The 17,273-nt window shown below is 66.4% G+C and carries 14 protein-coding genes and 1 pseudogene; 13 read left to right on the top strand and 2 right to left on the bottom strand.

Annotation, left to right across the window (positions count from 1 at the left end):
- The first annotated feature begins 55 nt into the window (after positions 1–55).
- The 10 genes and pseudogenes from A9W95_RS13800 to A9W95_RS13755 all read left to right on the top strand — a co-directional run bounded on the left by A9W95_RS13800 (position 56) and on the right by A9W95_RS13755 (position 11,274).
- On the top strand, positions 56–613 hold the full coding sequence (locus tag A9W95_RS13800; protein WP_067413453.1) for a hypothetical protein: 558 nt from the start codon (positions 56–58) through the stop codon (positions 611–613).
- Positions 614–736: 123 nt separating this feature from the next.
- Positions 737–1,012, top strand: a pseudogene (locus tag A9W95_RS13795) (GreA/GreB family elongation factor); the annotation flags it as partial.
- A 24-nt stretch (positions 1,013–1,036) separates the two neighbouring features.
- Complete coding sequence (locus A9W95_RS13790; RefSeq protein WP_156746193.1) at positions 1,037–1,483, top strand: DUF6636 domain-containing protein; 447 nt, start codon at positions 1,037–1,039, stop codon at positions 1,481–1,483.
- Between the two features lie 26 nt (positions 1,484–1,509).
- On the top strand, positions 1,510–4,335 hold the full coding sequence (locus A9W95_RS13785) for an aminotransferase class I/II-fold pyridoxal phosphate-dependent enzyme (protein ID WP_067413447.1): 2,826 nt from the start codon (positions 1,510–1,512) through the stop codon (positions 4,333–4,335).
- 258 nt (positions 4,336–4,593) lie between these two features.
- Complete coding sequence (locus tag A9W95_RS13780) at positions 4,594–5,346, top strand: GntR family transcriptional regulator (protein ID WP_067413444.1); 753 nt, start codon at positions 4,594–4,596, stop codon at positions 5,344–5,346.
- Positions 5,343–5,573, top strand: coding sequence for a ferredoxin family protein (locus A9W95_RS13775; RefSeq protein WP_067413441.1), 231 nt, complete (start codon positions 5,343–5,345; stop codon positions 5,571–5,573). Before A9W95_RS13780 ends, A9W95_RS13775 begins: the two co-directional genes overlap by 4 nt.
- 25 nt (positions 5,574–5,598) lie before the next feature.
- Positions 5,599–6,987, top strand: a complete 1,389-nt coding sequence (locus A9W95_RS13770) for an ABC transporter substrate-binding protein (RefSeq protein ID WP_067413438.1) — start codon at positions 5,599–5,601, stop codon at positions 6,985–6,987.
- On the top strand, positions 6,984–7,838 hold the full coding sequence (locus tag A9W95_RS13765; protein WP_067413435.1) for an ABC transporter permease: 855 nt from the start codon (positions 6,984–6,986) through the stop codon (positions 7,836–7,838). The genes A9W95_RS13770 and A9W95_RS13765 overlap by 4 nt, the downstream gene beginning before the upstream one ends.
- Positions 7,835–8,587, top strand: coding sequence for an ABC transporter ATP-binding protein (locus A9W95_RS13760; RefSeq protein ID WP_067413432.1), 753 nt, complete (start codon positions 7,835–7,837; stop codon positions 8,585–8,587). Before A9W95_RS13765 ends, A9W95_RS13760 begins: the two co-directional genes overlap by 4 nt.
- On the top strand, positions 8,584–11,274 hold the full coding sequence (locus A9W95_RS13755; protein WP_067413429.1) for a fumarate reductase/succinate dehydrogenase flavoprotein subunit: 2,691 nt from the start codon (positions 8,584–8,586) through the stop codon (positions 11,272–11,274). Before A9W95_RS13760 ends, A9W95_RS13755 begins: the two co-directional genes overlap by 4 nt.
- A gap of 91 nt (positions 11,275–11,365) precedes the next feature.
- Here the strand turns inward: A9W95_RS13755 and A9W95_RS13750 are convergent, their stop codons facing one another.
- Positions 11,366–11,905: a GNAT family N-acetyltransferase gene (locus A9W95_RS13750; RefSeq protein WP_067413426.1), complete on the bottom strand. Its 540-nt coding sequence runs from the start codon at positions 11,903–11,905 to the stop codon at positions 11,366–11,368.
- A complete protein-coding gene (locus A9W95_RS13745; protein ID WP_067413423.1) occupies positions 11,902–13,107 on the bottom strand; it encodes a serine hydrolase in 1,206 nt (401 codons plus the stop codon). The genes A9W95_RS13750 and A9W95_RS13745 overlap by 4 nt, the downstream gene beginning before the upstream one ends.
- Positions 13,108–13,443: 336 nt before the next feature.
- Between A9W95_RS13745 and A9W95_RS13735 the strand changes: the two genes are divergently transcribed.
- The 3 genes from A9W95_RS13735 (at position 13,444) to A9W95_RS13725 (ending at position 17,195) form a co-directional block, all read left to right on the top strand.
- On the top strand, positions 13,444–14,325 hold the full coding sequence (locus A9W95_RS13735) for an LppX_LprAFG lipoprotein (protein ID WP_067413417.1): 882 nt from the start codon (positions 13,444–13,446) through the stop codon (positions 14,323–14,325).
- Between the two features lie 225 nt (positions 14,326–14,550).
- The gene (locus A9W95_RS13730) at positions 14,551–16,017 is read left to right on the top strand and encodes a fatty acid desaturase (RefSeq protein WP_156746192.1); all 1,467 of its coding nucleotides are present in this window, start codon (positions 14,551–14,553) and stop codon (positions 16,015–16,017) included.
- Complete coding sequence (locus A9W95_RS13725) at positions 16,014–17,195, top strand: type III polyketide synthase (protein WP_067413414.1); 1,182 nt, start codon at positions 16,014–16,016, stop codon at positions 17,193–17,195. Before A9W95_RS13730 ends, A9W95_RS13725 begins: the two co-directional genes overlap by 4 nt.
- The last annotated feature ends 78 nt before the right edge of the window (positions 17,196–17,273 follow it).

The raw sequence follows: 17,273 nt of genomic DNA, 5'->3' as shown, positions 1-17,273 counted from the left end.
AGCGGTCGTTGCCACCCTGGAGTTGTCAGTCAGAACCGTCGACGAAGGAAGTCCGATGACCGCCGCATCGTCACACCGTCAGGGATCGTCGGCCACGAAAGCTCTGTCGCACAGTCAATTTGACCTGCGCTTGCGCGACCGCTTTCAGACGCTGCTGGCCGTCTGGTTCGCTCTGATCGTCGTGGTTGGCGTGCCCATCGCCGTGGCCGTCGGCGCCGACGTGCACGAGTCGCGCACGCTGTTCTATGCCGAGCAGGATCAGAACCGCCAGCAGGTCACCGCGATCGTGACCGGCGAGAAGGCCGTCCGGCACGAACTGGCCAACCCCAAGCTGAAGAGCGTGCCGGCCCGCTGGTTCACCGCCGGCACCGAGCACACCGGCTTGGTCGACGCGCCGCGCGGTGCGAAACCTGGTGACGCCGTTGATATCTGGGTGGACCAGCACGGCTACCACGTCGGACTGCCATACACGACCGCATTGGACGAGGCGGTGGCCGCGGGACTGGCGACCTGGCTGACGGTGGCAGCGGTGACCGCGGTGCTGCTGGCCGGCGGGTGGGCGGTCCTGCCGCACAACGGGATTCGTACCGGAATGAATTACGGAGTGGCGTGACGCGGCGCCGACAGGCCTGCCCTATCCAGGGCTTCGAGTCGTCAGGGGCGGCTGCCGGATGCTGCCCGTCCCTGACGACAACCTCCGCACGTTAGGACACACGACATGACATCGCACCACGGCGACCACACGGCCCAACCCGGCATGGTCGTCACCATCCGTTACGAGGCCATGGGCGAGACCGAGACTTTCCTGCTCGGCCGGCGCGGCGCGCCCGCTGGCGTCAAGGTCTACTCGATGGCATCACCGCTGGGCCGCGCCATCGCCGGCGCGCGCCCTGGCGAACGACGCGTGTACTCGATCCCGAACGAAACTCAATTGCTGGTGACCGTCGTCGACGCCGTGCCGTACGAACTCGCCGAAACGACCGCGCGGGCGGCAAGGGGGGAGACACAATAGCGGCTTAGTGGAAAGCTGCTGGCGATGAGGAAAATCAAACCCGGTGCTGTGGTGGCCATAACCTCCGCCGGGGTGGTGGTGGCGGCCGGGGTCGCCGACCCGACGGCGCGGGCACGGGATTTCCAGACCTTCCAGGTCCCGTCGGGAAACATCTACTGTGGCATCGGGATGTCAGACACCACCGCCTTCGCCGCATGCGAGATCCGGGATCACGACTGGGCCGCACCGCCCCGGCCGTCGTCGTGCACACTCGACTGGGGCGACCGCGTCGCCCTCGACCAAGGCAGCGGGCCGCAGTGGTCGTGTCATGGCGATACCATCCAGGACCCTGCGGCCCCGGTGCTCGGCTATGGACAGGCCCGCGTGGTCCAGGCGATCACGTGCCACAGCGAAGTTTCCGGCCTCACATGTACCGATAGCAGCACCGGTCATTTTTTCCGCCTCGCCCGCGACGGTTACGACCTGCACTGACTGCTAGCCCAAGAACAGGTGACGACATGAACGAATACAGTTCCCGCCCCCGCCGACTCCGGGTTTCCGCGCTGGCGGCGGTGGCCAATCCGTCGTACACGCGGATCGACACCTGGAACATGCTCGACGACGCGTGCTGCCATCTCGCCGAAGTCGACCTGGCCGGTCTGGACAAGACCCACGACCTGGCCAAAGTGAAACGGTTGATGGACCGGCTGGACGCCTACGAGCGGTACTGGTTGTACCCGGGCGCGGCGAACCTGGCGACCTTCCGCGCGCACCTGGAAAGCCTGTCCACGGTGCGCCTTGCCGAAGAAGTCGCCCTGGCTGTGCGCCTGCTGTCCGAATACGGCGACCGCACAGCGCTTTTCGACATCGCGGCGCCGCTGGCCGAGCAGGAGTTGGTGGCCCGGGCCAAACAGCAGCAGTTCTACACCGTATTGCTGGCCGACGATTCGCCCCCAACCGCACCAGAAAGCCTGGTCGAATGCCTGCGGGCGCTGCGCAATCCGGCCGACGACATCCAGTTCGAGATCCTGGTCGCACCCAGCGTCGAGGACGCGATCACCGCGGTGGCGCTCAACGGTGAAATCCAGGCCGCCATCATCCGCCACGACCTACCGCTGCGCTCGCGAGACCGGGTGCCGTTGATGACGACGCTGCTGGGCGCCAACGAGGACGTCGGAGTATCCGAGCACACGCACGACTGGGTGGAATGCGGCGAGTGGATCCGCGAGCTGCGCCCGCACATCGATCTGTACCTGCTCACCGACGAGTCGATCGCGGCCGGGGCGGACGACGATCCCGACATCTATGACCGAACCTTCTACCGGCTCAACGACGTCACCGATCTGCACAGCACCGTGGTCGCCGGTCTGCGAAACCGGTTCGCCACCCCGTTTTTCGATGCGCTGCGCGTCTACGCGGCCGCACCGGTCGGCCAATTCCACGCGCTGCCCGTCGCGCGCGGCGCGAGCATCTTCAACTCGAAGTCGTTGCAAGACATGGGCGAGTTCTACGGCCGCAACATCTTCATGGCCGAGACGTCCACCACGTCAGGCGGATTGGACTCGCTGCTGGATCCACACGGCAACATCAAAAAGGCGATGGACAAGGCGGCGATCACCTGGAACGCCGACCACACCTATTTCGTCACCAACGGCACCTCCACCGCCAACAAGATCGTCGTGCAGTCGCTGACTCGCCCCGGCGACATCGTGCTGATCGACCGCAACTGCCATAAGTCACACCACTACGGGCTGGTCCTCGCCGGTGCCTATCCGCTGTACCTGGACGCCTATCCGCTGCCGCAATTCGCGATCTACGGCGCGGTGCCGCTGAGCACGATCAAGAAGGCGCTGCTCGACCTCGAGGAAGCCGGGCAGTTGCACAAGGTGCGCATGCTGCTGCTGACCAACTGCATTTTCGACGGCGTCGTCTACAACCCGCGCCGGGTGATGGAAGAAGTGCTGGCGATCAAGCCGGACATCTGCTTCCTGTGGGACGAGGCGTGGTACGCATTCGCCATCGCCGTGCCGTGGGCCCGGCAGCGCACGGCGATGGTGGCCGCCGAGCACCTCGAGCAGAAGCTGGCCTCGCCGGGATACCGCGCGGAATACCGCCGATGGGTGGCCTCGATGGAAGGGGTGCCCCGCTCGGAATGGGCAGAACGTCAGCTGTTACCCGATCCCGACAGCGCGCGGGTGCGCGTCTACGCGACCCATTCCACGCACAAGTCGCTGTCCGCGTTCCGGCAGGCGTCGATGATCCACATCCGCGACCAGGATTTCAACGCCCGCGCCCGGGACGCCTTCGGTGAAGCGTTCCTGACCCACACCTCGACCTCGCCCAACCAGCAACTGCTGGCCTCGCTGGACTTGGCGCGGCGGCAGGTCGACATGGAGGGTTTCCAGCTGGTGCGGCAGGTCTACGACATGGCGCTGGTATTCCGGCATCGCGTTCGGAAAGACCGGCTGATCAGCAAGTGGTTCCGCATCCTCGACGAATCCGATCTGGTGCCCGAGGAGTTCCGGGCCTCCTGCGTCAGCTCCTACCGCGAGGTCAGGCAGGGCGCCTTGGACGAGTGGAACGAGGCGTGGCGCTCGGACCAATTCGTGCTGGACCCGACGCGGGTCACGCTGTTCCTTGGCAAGACCGGGATGACCGGCTACGACTTCCGCGAGAAGATCCTGATGGACCGCTTCGGCATCCAGATCAACAAGACGTCGATCAACAGCGTGCTGCTGATCTTCACCATCGGCGTCACCTGGTCGAGTGTGCACCACCTGCTGGACGTGCTGCGCCGGGTGGCCACCGACTTCGACCGGGCCAAGAAGGTCGCCAGCAGCGCCGACTGGGCACTGCACGAGCGTCGCGTCGAGGAGATCACCGAGGACCTGCCGCACCTGCCGGACTTCAGCGAATTCGACGTCGCCTTCCGGCCCGAGGGAGCGACCACGTACGGCGACACCCGCTCGGCGTTCTACGCCGGGTACGAGGAGTCCGACCGCGAGTACGTGTTGATCGGCACGGCCGGGCGCCGGCTCGCCGAGGGAAAGACGTTGGTGTCCACCACGTTTGTGGTGCCATACCCGCCAGGATTCCCGGTTCTGGTGCCCGGTCAGGTGATCAGCAAGGAAATCATCTACTTCCTGGCCCAACTCGACGTCAAAGAGATCCACGGCTACAACCCCGAACTCGGCTTGTCGGTGTTCACCCAGGAAGCGCTGGCCCGCATGGAGGCCAAACGCAACGCGGTTGCCGTCGCCAGCTCGAACGGCAACGGCTCGGAGCCGGCCAGCGGCTCCGAAGCGACGCTGGTCGCCAACGAGCACACCGTTCAGGTGAACTGAGCGGGCAGGGTTTCGTCGAGCCGGTAAATCTGCCGGGCCTTCCTCGCAGTTTCCCGGCAACACTTCAGGTTCGGCGAGCGAGGTTTCGCTCAGCGGGATCGGAAGGGATGGCGGCCGATCGCGGTGGCGCAATAGTCGACCCGCGCCGGGTTTAGGCAGGTCGCCACCGAACCCCGACCGGCGCAATACGCCGAAGCGCCGCCGCAGCGGGCCACTGAGCAGCCGAAAGAGGCGCAGAAGCTGGGTTAGCGTGACGGCGTGGCGGAAGCAGTGCCGATCCAGGGAGCCCGGGCCGACCGGGCCCGCCGGGCTGCCGACGTGCTGCGCCAGCAGATCCACGCCGGTGTCTACCGCCGCAGCCTGCCCGGCGAGAACGAGCTGGCCGCCGAGTTCTTCGTCTCCCGCAACACCATTCGCGAGGCGCTGACCATCCTGAAAAATGAAGGGCTGATCGACCGCGGCCCCAAGGTCGGCACTCACGTCGCGCAACGCAAATACGACCATGGGCTGGAAGCGCTGCTGGGGCTGAAGGAAACCTTCAAAAACCATGGCGAGGTGCGCAACGTGGTGCGGGCCGCCATGTCGCTGGCCGCTCCACCGGCGGTGGCGCACCGGCTGCAGTTGCAACCCGGCCAGCAGGCGGTGTTCATTGAGCGGCTGCGCTACCTCGGCGATCTGCCGCTCAGCCTGGATCTCACCTACCTTGCACCCGACATCGGGGCACAGATCTTGGCGCATTCGCTCGAAGACAACGACCTGTTCGTGTTGATCGAACAGGTCAGCGGACAACGCCTCGGCGCTGCGGCGCTGGCGCTGGAGGCCATCCCCGCCGACGCGCATTCGGCTGCGACGCTGCAGGTTCCCGACGGCGCGCCGCTGCTCATGCTGGAGCGGTTGACCAGTCTCGACGACGGCAGACCCGTCGACCTGGAGTACATCCGGATGCGCGGCGACCGAATCACCATGCGCGGCAACCTCTTACGCGCCGAGCCATTAAGGAGCAAGCCATGACGCTGGTCAACAACATGCGCGCCGACGTGCCGGTCACCATCGACGAGTCGCTGTGTATCGACGGGTGCACGCTGTGCGTCGAAGTCTGTCCGCTCGACGCGCTGGCCATCAATCCCGACACCGGCAAGGCCTACATGCACGTCGACGAATGCTGGTACTGCGGCCCGTGCGCGGCCCGCTGCCCGACCGGCGCGGTCACGGTCAACATGCCGTATCTGCTTCGCTAGCTTCCGCTATCGCCCAGGAACATTCATGAAACGACACATCGTCGCGATGATGTCGGTCGTGGTCGCCACGGCCGCACTCACCTCCGGCTGCTCGCTCGAGTCGTTGGCGGAGTCCTCCGGTGTGGTCAACGTGGTCGTCGGCTACCAGTCCAAGACCATCAACACCGTCACCGCCGGCACGCTGCTGCGTGCACAGGGCTACCTCGAGCATCGCCTGGCCGACATCACCGCTCGCACCGGCACCAAATACGCCGTCCGATGGCAGGACTACGACACCGGCGCTCCCATCACCGCCCAGATGCTCGCCGAAAAGATCGACATCGGGTCGATGGGGGACTACCCCATGCTGATCAACGGCTCCAAAACCCAAGCGAACCCGTTGGCTCGCACCGAGATGGTCTCGGTGACCGGTTACAACCCCAAGGGCGCGCTCAATATGGTTGTGGTGACCCCGGATTCGTCGGCGACTTCGCTGACCGACTTAGCCGGCCGGAAGGTTTCGGCAAGCGTCGGATCGGCCGGACACGGCACCTTGGTGCGGGCCCTCGACCGTGCCGGCGTCCATGGCGTCGACGTGCTCAACCAGCAGCCGCAGGTCGGCGCGTCCGCCCTGGAATCGGGTCAAGTGCAAGCGCTTTCGCAGTTCGTCGCTTGGCCTGGCCTGTTGGTCTACCAGAACAAAGCGAAGTTGCTGTACGACGGCGCCGAACTCAACGTGCCGACCCTGCACGGCGTGGTGGTGCGACGGTCTTATGCCGGCGCGCATCCCGAGGTGCTGGCGGCGTTCCTGCAGGCCCAACTGGACGCCACCGACTTCCTCAACACCAAGCCGCTGGAGGCCGCCCGCATCGTCGCCCAGGCCAGCGGCCTGCCCCAGGAAGTCGTCTACCTCTACAACGGTCCTGGCGGCACGTCCTTCGACACGACGCTTAAACCCTCGCTGGTCGAGGCGCTCAAAGGCGATGTGCCATACCTGAAGTCGATCGGCGACTTCGCCGACCTCGATGTGCCCGGTTTCGTCGAGGATCAGCCGTTGCGCGCCGTGTTCGGCGCCCGCGGGCTCAATTACGACACGACCAGGGCGCAGACCGCCAACCCGTCGCTGCTGCGCGGCGATCCGGCGTTGGCCAGCGAATTGTGGCTGGACGGAACGGATGCCACGCAGACCGTCACCAATCCCACGGGCCTGCTGCAGGCCATCAGGGCAGCCACGGCCCGCGGTGCGAAGGTCCGAGCGGCCTACGTTCCCGATGCCGAACTGGGCACCCGTTGGTTCGCCGACAAGGCGGTGTGGGTGCAGGACGGCAACGACTACCGCCCGTTCGGCACCGTGGCCGCAGCGCGCCGGTACACCACCGCCCATCCGGGCAGCACCGCCGTGAGTTATCAACAGGCACTGGGAGGTTCACTATGACTGCCGAGCTGACCGAACGGGTGGTCGGGGCGGTCCCCGCACCGGCCTTCGTCACGACGCGACGCTCTGCTTCCCCCTGGCGGTCCCGGTTGCTGCGGGTGGCGTCGGTGCTGGCCGCGATCGGGCTGTGGCAGCTGCTCACCGCCGGCAAGGTGCGGTTCTGGTTGCGGTTCGACACCCTACCGACCGTCACCGAGATCGCGACCGCGCTGACCCGGCGGCTGGGTGCCTTCGAGTACTGGCTGGACCTGGCACAGTCGCTGCTGCGCATCCTCACCGGTTTCGGGCTGGCCGCCGTGGTCGGTGTCGCGACCGGTGTCTTACTCGGCCGCTCCCGGTTGTTCGCCGACGTGTTCGGCCCGCTGACCGAGTTGGCCCGCCCGATCCCGGCCATCGCGGTGGTGCCGGTGGCCATCCTGCTGTTCCCCACCGACGAAGAAGGCATCGTCTTCATCACCTTCTTGGCGGCCTACTTTCCGATCATGGTCAGCACCCGGCACGCGGTGCGGGCGCTGCCCACGTTGTGGGAGGACTCGGTGCGCACCCTGGGCGGCGGCCGCTGGGACGTGCTGAGCCAGGTCGTGCTGCCCGGAATCCTGCCCGGGGTGTTCGGCGGCTTGTCGGTCGGCATGGGCGTCGCCTGGATCTGCGTGATCTCGGCGGAGATGATCTCCGGCCGGCTCGGCGTCGGCTACCGCACCTGGCAGAACTACACCGTGCTGGCCTACCCGCAGGTGTTCGTCGGCATCATCACCATCGGCGTGCTGGGTTTCGCCACCTCGGCGGCGGTGGAGTTGGTGGGCCGGCGGGCGACCCGGTGGCTGCCCCGCGGCGAGGAGAACGCACGATGACCGCACCCGACGTCGGAATGAGCCTGGAGCTGGATCGGGTTCGGTTGTCCTACACCGGCGCCCCGGTGATCGACGGGCTGAGTCTGGCGGTGCGGCCGGGGGAGATCTTGGTGCTCACCGGCCCGTCGGGCTGTGGCAAGTCGACGGTGCTGCGCGCGCTGGCCGGGCTGATGGCCCCGGACGGCGGACGTGTGCTGGCCGACGGCGCCGAGGTCACCACCACCTCCGGTGACCGGGGCATGGTTTTCCAGGACAACGCGCTGCTGCCCTGGCGGACTGTGCGGTCCAACATCGAGTTGGCGTTGCGGTTGCGCGGCGAGCCGCGCTCGTCCCGGCGGGCCCAAGCTGAACGCTGGATCGGCGAGGTGGGCTTGACCGGCTTCGGCCACTATCTGCCCAAGAGCTTGTCCGGGGGCATGCGCCAGCGCGTCCAGTTGGCCCGCGGCCTGGCCGGGGCGCCGCGCGCGGTGATGATGGATGAGCCGTTCGGCGCGTTGGACACCCAAACCCGCGCGGCCATGCAGCGGCTGCTGATTCAGACCTGGCGTGCCCATCCGACCACGATTGTGTTCGTCACCCATGACGTGGACGAGGCGCTGGTCCTCGGTGACCGGATCGCGGTGCTGGGCCGCGCCGGTGAGCCGCTGCGCGCGCTGCTCGACGTGCCGGAGCCGCGCACCGAGCTGCCGCGCGCCCCGCTGCGCGCCAAAGTCATTGCCGCACTGAACCATTCGGAGGCAGCAGCATGATGCAGATTCCCGACGTCAGCGCGCCGCAGCGGCTGGACTGCGACGTCCTGGTCATCGGCGGCGGCACCGCGGGCACCATGGCGGCGCTGACCGCCGCCGAACACGGCGCGCAGGTACTGCTGCTGGAAAAAGCGCACGTGCGCCACTCCGGGGCGCTGGCGATGGGCATGGACGGGGTGAACAACGCCGTCATCCCGGGCAAGGCCGAACCCGAGGACTACGTCGCCGAAATCACCCGGGCCAACGACGGCATCGTCAATCAGCGGACCATCTATCAAACCGCCACGCGCGGATTCGCCATGGTGCAACGGCTGGAGCGCTACGGGGTCAAGTTCGAAAAAGACGAGCACGGCGAGTATGCGGTGCGGCGCGTGCACCGATCGGGCTCCTACGTGCTGCCCATGCCCGAAGGCAAGGACGTCAAAAAGGCGCTGTACCGCGTGCTGCGGCAGAAGAACATGCGCGAGAGGATCCGCATCGAAAACCGGCTGATGCCGGTGCGGGTGCTCACCGACGCCGGCCGCGCGGTCGGCGCCGCCGCATTGCACACGCGCACCGGCGAATTCGTCGCGATCGGCGCCAAGGCGGTGATCCTGGCCACCGGCGCCTGCGGGCGCCTGGGGCTGCCGGCCTCGGGCTATCTGTACGGCACCTATGAGAACCCGACCAATGCCGGCGACGGGTACTCGATGGCGTTCCACGCCGGCGCGGAACTGTCGGGAATCGAATGTTTCCAAGTGAATCCGCTGATCAAGGACTACAACGGTCCGGCGTGCGCGTATGTGGCCAACCCGTTCGGCGGCTATCAGGTCAACGCGCAGGGCGAGCGGTTCGTCGACTCGGACTACTGGTCGGGACAGATGATGGCCGAAGTCAAAAGTGAAATCGACTCTGCACGTGGCCCCATCTACCTCAAGGTGTCGCACCTTCCGGACGAGACGCTGACCGCGCTGGAAAACATCCTGCACACCACCGAACGGCCCACCCGCGGCACCTTCCACGCCAATCGCGGCCATGACTACCGCACCCACGACATCGAGATGCACATCTCCGAGATCGGTTTGTGCAGTGGGCATTCCGCATCCGGGGTGTGGGTCGACGAGCACGCCCGAACCACCGTTCCAGGGCTGTATGCGGCGGGGGACCTGGCCTGTGTGCCGCACAACTACATGATCGGCGCGTTCGTCTTCGGCGACCTGGCCGGGGCGCACGCTGCCGGCACCTGCACCGAAGTGGCTGCGCCGCAGCATCTTCCGGAAGACCAGCTGCGCGTCGCACACGAACTGATCTACCGGCCGCTGCGCCATCCCGACGGGCCGCCGCAACCGCAGGTCGAGTACAAACTGCGCCGCTTCGTCAACGATTATGTGGCGCCACCGAAAAGCGCCGCCAAGTTGTCCATCGCGGTGCGCACCTTCGACCGAATGCGCGAGGAGATCGCCGAGATGGGCGCGCGCACACCGCATGAGCTGATGCGTGCGGTGGAGGTGTCCTTCATCCGGGACTGCGCCGAGATGGCCGCCCGGTCCTCGCTCACCCGCACCGAATCCCGTTGGGGTCTCTACCACGACCGCGCCGACCTGCCCAGCCGCGACGACAACCAGTGGGGCTACCACCTCAACCTGCACAAGGGTCCCGACGGCCGGATGCTGTTCCGCAAACGGCCCGTGGCGCCGTACCTCGTGTCGGTTCCCGAGTTCGACGATCTACCACCGACCGACCAGTCGGTGCGCGAGGTGGAGCAGCCGGAGCTGATCGGCGGCCAGGCCCCGGCCACCAACCTTTCCCGCATCGCCCCGGCGGCACAGGTGAATCCGCCGTCGCCGCGGATCGCCGAAGTACTGGGTCTCGAGGAGCCCGCCATGGCCGACTTGGGACCGTATCTGACCGACTCGGACCCGGGCGTGCGGCGTACCGCGGTGGCGACCCTCACCGAGCACATGCCCGACGGCTATGCGCCCGCGCTGATCGCCGCGCTCGACGACGCCGACGCCTCGGTGCGCCGGGGCGCCGCCGACGGCATCCGCGAACTGGTGGAAGTGCTGCCGGAGGCCGCCTACGTCCGGTCCTACGCCGATTCCCCGGACACCGTGGTGCGCGCGGCCGCGATCTACGTGCTGGCCGCGCGGCGGGTTGGTGACGCCGAGCAATACCGTCGTGCGCTCACCGACACCGACCACCGGGTCCGCATCGAGGCCGTGCGTGCGCTGGTCTCCGTCGACGACGTGGGCGGGGTGGAAGCCGCCACCGGTGACGAGAACCGCGAGGTGCGGATCGCGGCGGCCAGCGGCTTGGCCACCTTGCGCGGCGGCGCCGACGCCGTCGGCAAGCTGGTCGACGACAACGATCCGCTGGTGCGCGCCGCGGCGCTGGCTGCGATGGCGCAACTCGGCTGCCGTCTGGCTGACCTGCCGGCCGTCGACAAGGCGCTGCGCGCCCCGGCGTGGCAGGTACGCGAAGGCGCCGCCCGAGCCTTGGCGGGCGCACCGGCCGACGCCGCGATACCGCGACTCAGTGCGGCGCTTACCGACGCGCATCTGGACGTGCGCAAGGCCGCGGTGCTCAGCCTTACCCGCTGGGCCAACAACACCGCCGCACGCGACGCGTTGGGAATTGCGCTCAAAGACAACGACGCCGACGTGCGCGCCTATGCGCGTCGCGCGCTGGAGCTGACAGCGGTCGGGTGAGGGTGAGCCGGCGGCGCCCGGTGTGCGACCACGGCGGTGAGTCGCCGGATTTGCCCGCCCAGACGTGACGGTCAATGCCCACCGGTGACGCTCAGCGCAGAATACGGGCGTAAAGCAGACTGTCGTGCGGTTCCACACCCATGGTCGGGTAGATGGCGTGCCGGACCAGCCGGCCTTCCAGGACAAACCCTGCCCGCTGTAGGAGACGCGCGGACCGCGCGTTGTCGACGTGGCAGGTGGCCCAGACGCGGAACAGCCGGGGGTCGTTGGCCAACTCGGCCAGCAGCGCGTTGAGCGCCTCGGACATCACACCTTTGTCCCACCATTGCCGGCTCAGGCAGTATCCGATCTCGATCGAGTGAGGCACCAGGCGCCGGCAGCTGATCAACCCGACGACGTCGCCGCTGTTGCGCAGGGCGATCACCCAATTGCGTTCCCGGTCGTTCTTGAGCAGCTGGTTGATGATGACCCGCCGGGTTTCGGCAACGTCGGGATGCGGGGTCCACAGGAGGAACCGGGCGACTTCGGGGTCGCTGGCGATCCGCTCGTAGATCGCGTCGGCGTCCTCGAGGGCCGGCGGTCGCAGCAGCAGCCGCGCGCTGCTGATGTGGTCGGGCGGGAAGTCGCTCACAGCCCGAGCGCGCGGTAGGTGTGGCGGACGAACTTCGGTTGCGCTGACCGCAGTTTGGCCAGCGCCGGGTTCCCGGCGACAGCCGCGGCCGCGTCCACCGACAGGTCCGGACAGAATTGGATCAGGTAGAGCAGCACCAAGTCGGCGCTGGGATCTGCCTGCCACCAGGTGCCGTAGGCGCCCGGCCAGCTGAACGTTCCCAGCCCGCCTGGCCCGAACAGCGGCCTGGCCTTGGCCGGATCGGTCACCACCGACAAGTTAAGCCCGAACCCGCGGCCCACCCAGAACGGTGCGCCCAGGAAGTTGTGCCGCTTGTGCTCGTCGGTGAGCCGGTCGGTGCGCATGAGTCGCACCGACTCGGGGGAGAGCACCCGGTGGCCGTCGACGGAGCCGTCGCCCAACAACATTCGGATGAATCGCAGGTAGTCGTCGGCGGTCGACCACAATCCGCCGCCGGCGTTGCAGAACGACGGCGGCTTGACTTGGGGCGGCCCCATGACGTCGTGGCGCAACTTGTCGTCCTCGTCGAGGCGGTACATCGTCGCCGCCCGTGCGCGCGCTTCGCCGGCGACGAAGAAACCGGTGTCGGGCATGCCGGCCGGGTCGAGCACCCGCTCGTCGAGCACCTGATAGAACGGCTTGCCCTCGATCCGCGACAAGATGACACCCAGCACGTCGATGGCGTGGCTGTAGGTCACTCGCTCACCGGGCTGGTGCACCAACGGCAATGCGCCCAGCTCGGCCAGCCAGGTGTCGGAGCCCTGGTTGAAGGGGAGGCGCATATAGGCCCGCGAGATCGGCCCCGACACCGAGAAGGCGTACGCCAGGCCGCTGGTGTGGGTGAGCAGGTCCTCGATCAGGATGGGCCGGCGAACCGGGTGCGTGCGATCCAGCGGGCCGGCCTGGTCGTCAAGCACTCTGAGGTCGGCCAGTTCGGGCGCCCACCGTGCGATCGGATCATTCAGCGCCAGCTTGCCGTCGTCGACCAGACTCATCGCCGCTGCGACGGTGACCGGTTTGGTCATCGACGCGATCCGGAACAGCGTGTCGCGTTGCATCGGCAGGCCGGCGTCGATGTCGCGGTAGCCGATCTCGTTCACTTGCAACACTTCCCCGCGCTGCCACACCACCGTCACCGCGCCCGACAGCAAACCGGCGTCACAAATCTCACGGATGGTCGTCTGATTGCCGTCGAGATTCACGCGGCTTAGGGTAGCCTCTCCACGCCCGACGAAGCATCCCGGACGAACCGGCTGGCGTCGATGCGCCGATCATGGGTTGCTCGAAACAGTTTCCCGCGTACCAAGCGCATGTTACTGTCGCGCTCTCCGGCAAATGCGATCTGGGGAACACGCTGAGAGCGCAGCGGCTCGTCGAGGACGGTGACGCCGTTGCTGGTGAACCAGGGTGCGGGTGTGCAGCCACCAAGACCCGCAACCATGGACGGGCCGCACTCATGGGCTTCGTCCATGCGGTATGACGAGCGTAGCGACCCGCTACCGACCACCACCGGTCGGACAACTCAGCAAAGGCTGGCCATGAATGGCTTGATCTCCCCAGTTCATACCTTCCACCGACGTCACTCACATCAACCACCGATCTCCGGGGCAATGATCGTGCTCTTTGCCGTTGCGCTGCTAGCAACGGTCATTGCCGGGTGCGGATCGAAATCGAACACCGGCAGCTCTCAGACCTCCCAAACGTCCGGTTCGTCCGCCACCTCTGGCACATCGGCCGGCTCCGGGACGCCTGGGGCGCCTTCGCCGCAAGCCCAACAGATCCTGCAGGACAGTTCCAAAGCAACCAAAGCCCTGCACTCCGTCCACGTGACGGTCAACGTCATCAACCTTCAGGATCTCCCGTTCGAGAACGTTGATGCAGACGTGACCAACCAGCCGCAGGGCAACGGTCAAGCGGTGGGCCGCGCCAAAGTTCGGATGCAACCCAACACCCCGGCCGTGGACACCGATTTCCTGGTCTCCAACAAGACCATGTACACCAAGAAAGACGGCACCTATAACTCGGTGGGTCCGGCGGAGCGGATCTACGACCCGGGCATCATCCTGGACAAGGACCGCGGCCTCGGCGCCGTGGTGGGGCAGGTGCAGAACCCCAGCATTCAGGGGCACGAGACGGTCAACGGCATCGCGACGGTCAAGGTGTCGGGAACCATCGACGCCGCGATCATCGACCCGATCGTGCCGCAACTCGGCAAAGGCGGCGGCACGCTGCCGATCACGCTGTGGATCGTCGACGTCAACGCCGGCCCACCGGCCATCTCCACGCCCGCGTCCCCGGCACCGGCTCCCGGTGCGGCGGCGAATCTGGTGCAGATGGTGATCAACAAGGGCCAGGGCAACGTCAACATCACGCTGTCCAATTGGGGTGCACCGGTCACCATCCCCAACCCGACGGGCTAGTGCGAGTGTGAACCCGGAATGGGAACCGGCTCGAATTTTTCTGGGCTGGTTCCCATTTCGGTTCACTCGTCACGATCGACGCGGGCGAACGTCGAAATCGCGGAGCGGGAGATTCTTGAGAATCCTCCAAGGCCTCGTCAAGGGCACCGCACCACTATCTGAGCCAGCGAGCCGGAAACGCCGGCCAGCGCCCGATTTCGCCCGATCAGACCTGGAGGAACTGCGATGACCAATGACCTTCCCGAAGTCCGGGAGCGTGACGCCGGTCCACGCCCCGGGCATCCCCCGGGTGGGCCACCGCTGTCCGATGTGTGGGTGTACAACGGCCGGGCCTACGATCTGAGCGACTGGATCGCCAAGCATCCCGGTGGCGCGTTTTTCATCGGCCGCACCAAGAACCGCGACATCACCGCCATCATCGCGGCCTACCATCGCGATCCGGCCAAGGTCGAGCGGCTGCTGGAAAGCCGATACGCGTTGGACCGCGAGGCAACTCCCCGAGACATCCACCCCAAACACAACGCGCCGCCCTTCCTGTTCAAGGAGGACTTCAATAGCTGGCGTGACACCCCGCAGTACCGCTTCGACGACCACAACGACCTGATGCACCGGGTCAAGCAGCGTCTGAAGGAGCCGGCGCTCGCCGCCAGGATTCGGCGGATGGACACCCTCTTCAACGTCGTTGTCGTGCTGCTGGCCATCGGTTACTTCGCGACACAGGGTGTGCGATTGATCGAGCCGGGGTGGATGCCGTTGTGGGCGTTCGTCATCAGCATGGTTTTGCTGCGCAGCTCGCTGGTGGGGTATGGCCACTACGCGTTGCACCGCGCGCAGCGGGGCATGAACCGGTTCTTCGCCAACGCCTTCGATCTGAACTATGTGGCGCTGTCGTTGGTCGTCGCCGACGGACACACCCTGCTGCATCACCCGTATACGCAAAGTGACGTCGACATCAAGAAGAACGTCTTCACGATGATGATGCGGCTACCGCGGCTTTACCGCATTCCCGTCCACACACTGCACAAGCTCGGACACCTGCTCAGCGGGATGGCCATCCGGCTCGCCGACGTGTGGAACATGACCCGCAAGGTGGGTGTCGCCGAGGGTTACGGGAGTTGGCGCAATGCGTTACCGCACTTCCTCGGCTCAACGGCGGTCCGGTTGCTCCTGCTCGGCGAAATGGTGGTGTTCCTGGCCGCCGGCGACTTCTGGGCCTGGGCACTGCAATTCGTTGCGACGCTGTGGGTCAGCACTTTCCTGGTGGTGGCCAGCCACGAGTTCGAAGACGAGGCCGAACCCGACCCGGCTGGTGAAGACTGGGGCGTCGACCAAGTGATCCACGCCAACGACTTGAAAGTCGTGGGCAATCGCTACCTCGACTGCTTTCTGTCGGCCGGCCTGAGCTCGCACCGGGTCCATCACGTGCTGCCCTTCCAGCGCAGCGGATTCGCCAACATTGTCACCGAAGATGTGCTGCGCGAAGAAGCCGCCAAGTCCGGTGTCGAGTGGCTTCCGGCGAAGAGTTTCCTCACCGACCGGCTGCCCAAGCTGTGCCGCACCTACCTGTTGTCACCGTCGCGGCAGGCCAAGGAACGCAACTGGGGCTTGTTGCGTGAGCATCTCGCGCCGACGGCGTGGAAGGCCAGCGCTGACTACGTTGCCTCGGGATTCGCCGGGATCGGGTCGGTATGAGCACCCCGACCGACACCAGCGGCGTCCGCCCAGCCGACGACGGCCAGCACTACGGCCTGAGCCAATTGCCGCCCGCGCCGCCCACCACCGTGGCGGTCATCGAAAGCATCGCCACCGGTTCGCCACAGCGCATCGTCGATCAGGCCGAGGCGGCCGGTCGCATCGCTGAATACTTTGTCGAACCCGAACAGCGGCAACGCATTCCGCGGATATATCAGAACACACGGATCTCCACCCGGCAGATGGCGGTGGACCCGACTGGCGCCGAGTTCGACGCGTTCCGGCGCACTCCGGGCACCATCCGGGAACGGATGGACCTGTTCTACGAGCACGCCGTCGGGTTGGCGGTCGAGGTCAGCAAGCGCGCCCTGGCTGGCGTTCCCTACGGCCTGGACGAAGTCGGATTACTCGTCTTCGTCACCAGCACCGGATTCATCGCTCCGGGCGTGGATGCGGCGCTGGTCAAACACCTGGGCCTGCCCCGCTCGGTGTCCCGGGTGGTGGTCAACTTCATGGGATGCGCGGCCGCCATGAACGCCATTCGGGTGGCCAGCAATTACGTGCGTTCGCACCCTGCGATGAAGGCCATGGTGGTGTGCCTCGAATTGAGCTCGGTGAACGCGGTTTTCGCCGACGACATCAACGACGTGGTCATCCACAGCCTGTTCGGTGACGGGTGCGGTGCCGTCGTGATCGGTGCCAGCCAGGTGCAGGAGAAGCTGGATCCGGGCAAGGTGGTGATCCGCAGCAGCTTCTCCCATCTGCTCGACGACGCCGAGGACGGCATTGTGCTCGGCGTCAACCACAACGGCATCACCTGTGAGCTCTCGCCGAATCTGCCCGACTACATCTACCGCGGCGTCGAGCCGGTGGTGTCCACCATGTTGCACGACAACGGGTTAGAGAAGTCAGACATCGATCTGTGGGCCATTCATCCGGGCGGGCCGAAGATCATCGAGCAATCGGTGCGCTCGCTGGGGATCGCGACGGAGCGGGCCGCGCACAGCTGGAATGTGCTGACCCGGTTCGGCAACATGCTCAGCGTTTCACTGCTGTTCGTCTTGGAACTGATGGTGGCTCAAGCGGTTGCGGCCCGGCCGATCTCCACCGGTGTGGCATTCGCGTTCGCACCCGGGGTCACCGTCGAAGGCATGTTGTTCGACATCGTGGGCAGATGAGGGCGATGAGTCGAGGCACGAGCACGGTGGCCGGCCGATTCGAATACCGCTCGTGGATCAGCGATTCCCGGCGCTGGG

This window comes from Mycobacterium sp. 1423905.2, assembly GCF_001673155.1.
Classification (GTDB): domain Bacteria; phylum Actinomycetota; class Actinomycetes; order Mycobacteriales; family Mycobacteriaceae; genus Mycobacterium.
Note: the sequence above shows the minus strand (reverse complement) of the source record. Positions and strands in the feature narration are given on the sequence as shown.

Bases quoted from the DNA above. Each gene is read 5' to 3' on its own strand.
- A9W95_RS13800 (WP_067413453.1), top strand. From the start codon at position 56: ATGACCGCCGCATCGTCACACCGTCAGGGATCGTCGGCCACGAAAGCT.
- A9W95_RS13790 (WP_156746193.1), top strand. From the start codon at position 1,037: ATGAGGAAAATCAAACCCGGTGCTGTGGTGGCCATAACCTCCGCCGGG.
- A9W95_RS13785 (WP_067413447.1), top strand. From the start codon at position 1,510: ATGAACGAATACAGTTCCCGCCCCCGCCGACTCCGGGTTTCCGCGCTG.
- A9W95_RS13775 (WP_067413441.1), top strand. From the start codon at position 5,343: ATGACGCTGGTCAACAACATGCGCGCCGACGTGCCGGTCACCATCGAC.
- A9W95_RS13770 (WP_067413438.1), top strand. From the start codon at position 5,599: ATGAAACGACACATCGTCGCGATGATGTCGGTCGTGGTCGCCACGGCC.
- A9W95_RS13765 (WP_067413435.1), top strand. From the start codon at position 6,984: ATGACTGCCGAGCTGACCGAACGGGTGGTCGGGGCGGTCCCCGCACCG.
- A9W95_RS13760 (WP_067413432.1), top strand. From the start codon at position 7,835: ATGACCGCACCCGACGTCGGAATGAGCCTGGAGCTGGATCGGGTTCGG.
- A9W95_RS13755 (WP_067413429.1), top strand. From the start codon at position 8,584: ATGATGCAGATTCCCGACGTCAGCGCGCCGCAGCGGCTGGACTGCGAC.
- A9W95_RS13735 (WP_067413417.1), top strand. From the start codon at position 13,444: ATGAATGGCTTGATCTCCCCAGTTCATACCTTCCACCGACGTCACTCA.
- A9W95_RS13730 (WP_156746192.1), top strand. From the start codon at position 14,551: ATGACCAATGACCTTCCCGAAGTCCGGGAGCGTGACGCCGGTCCACGC.
- A9W95_RS13725 (WP_067413414.1), top strand. From the start codon at position 16,014: ATGAGCACCCCGACCGACACCAGCGGCGTCCGCCCAGCCGACGACGGC.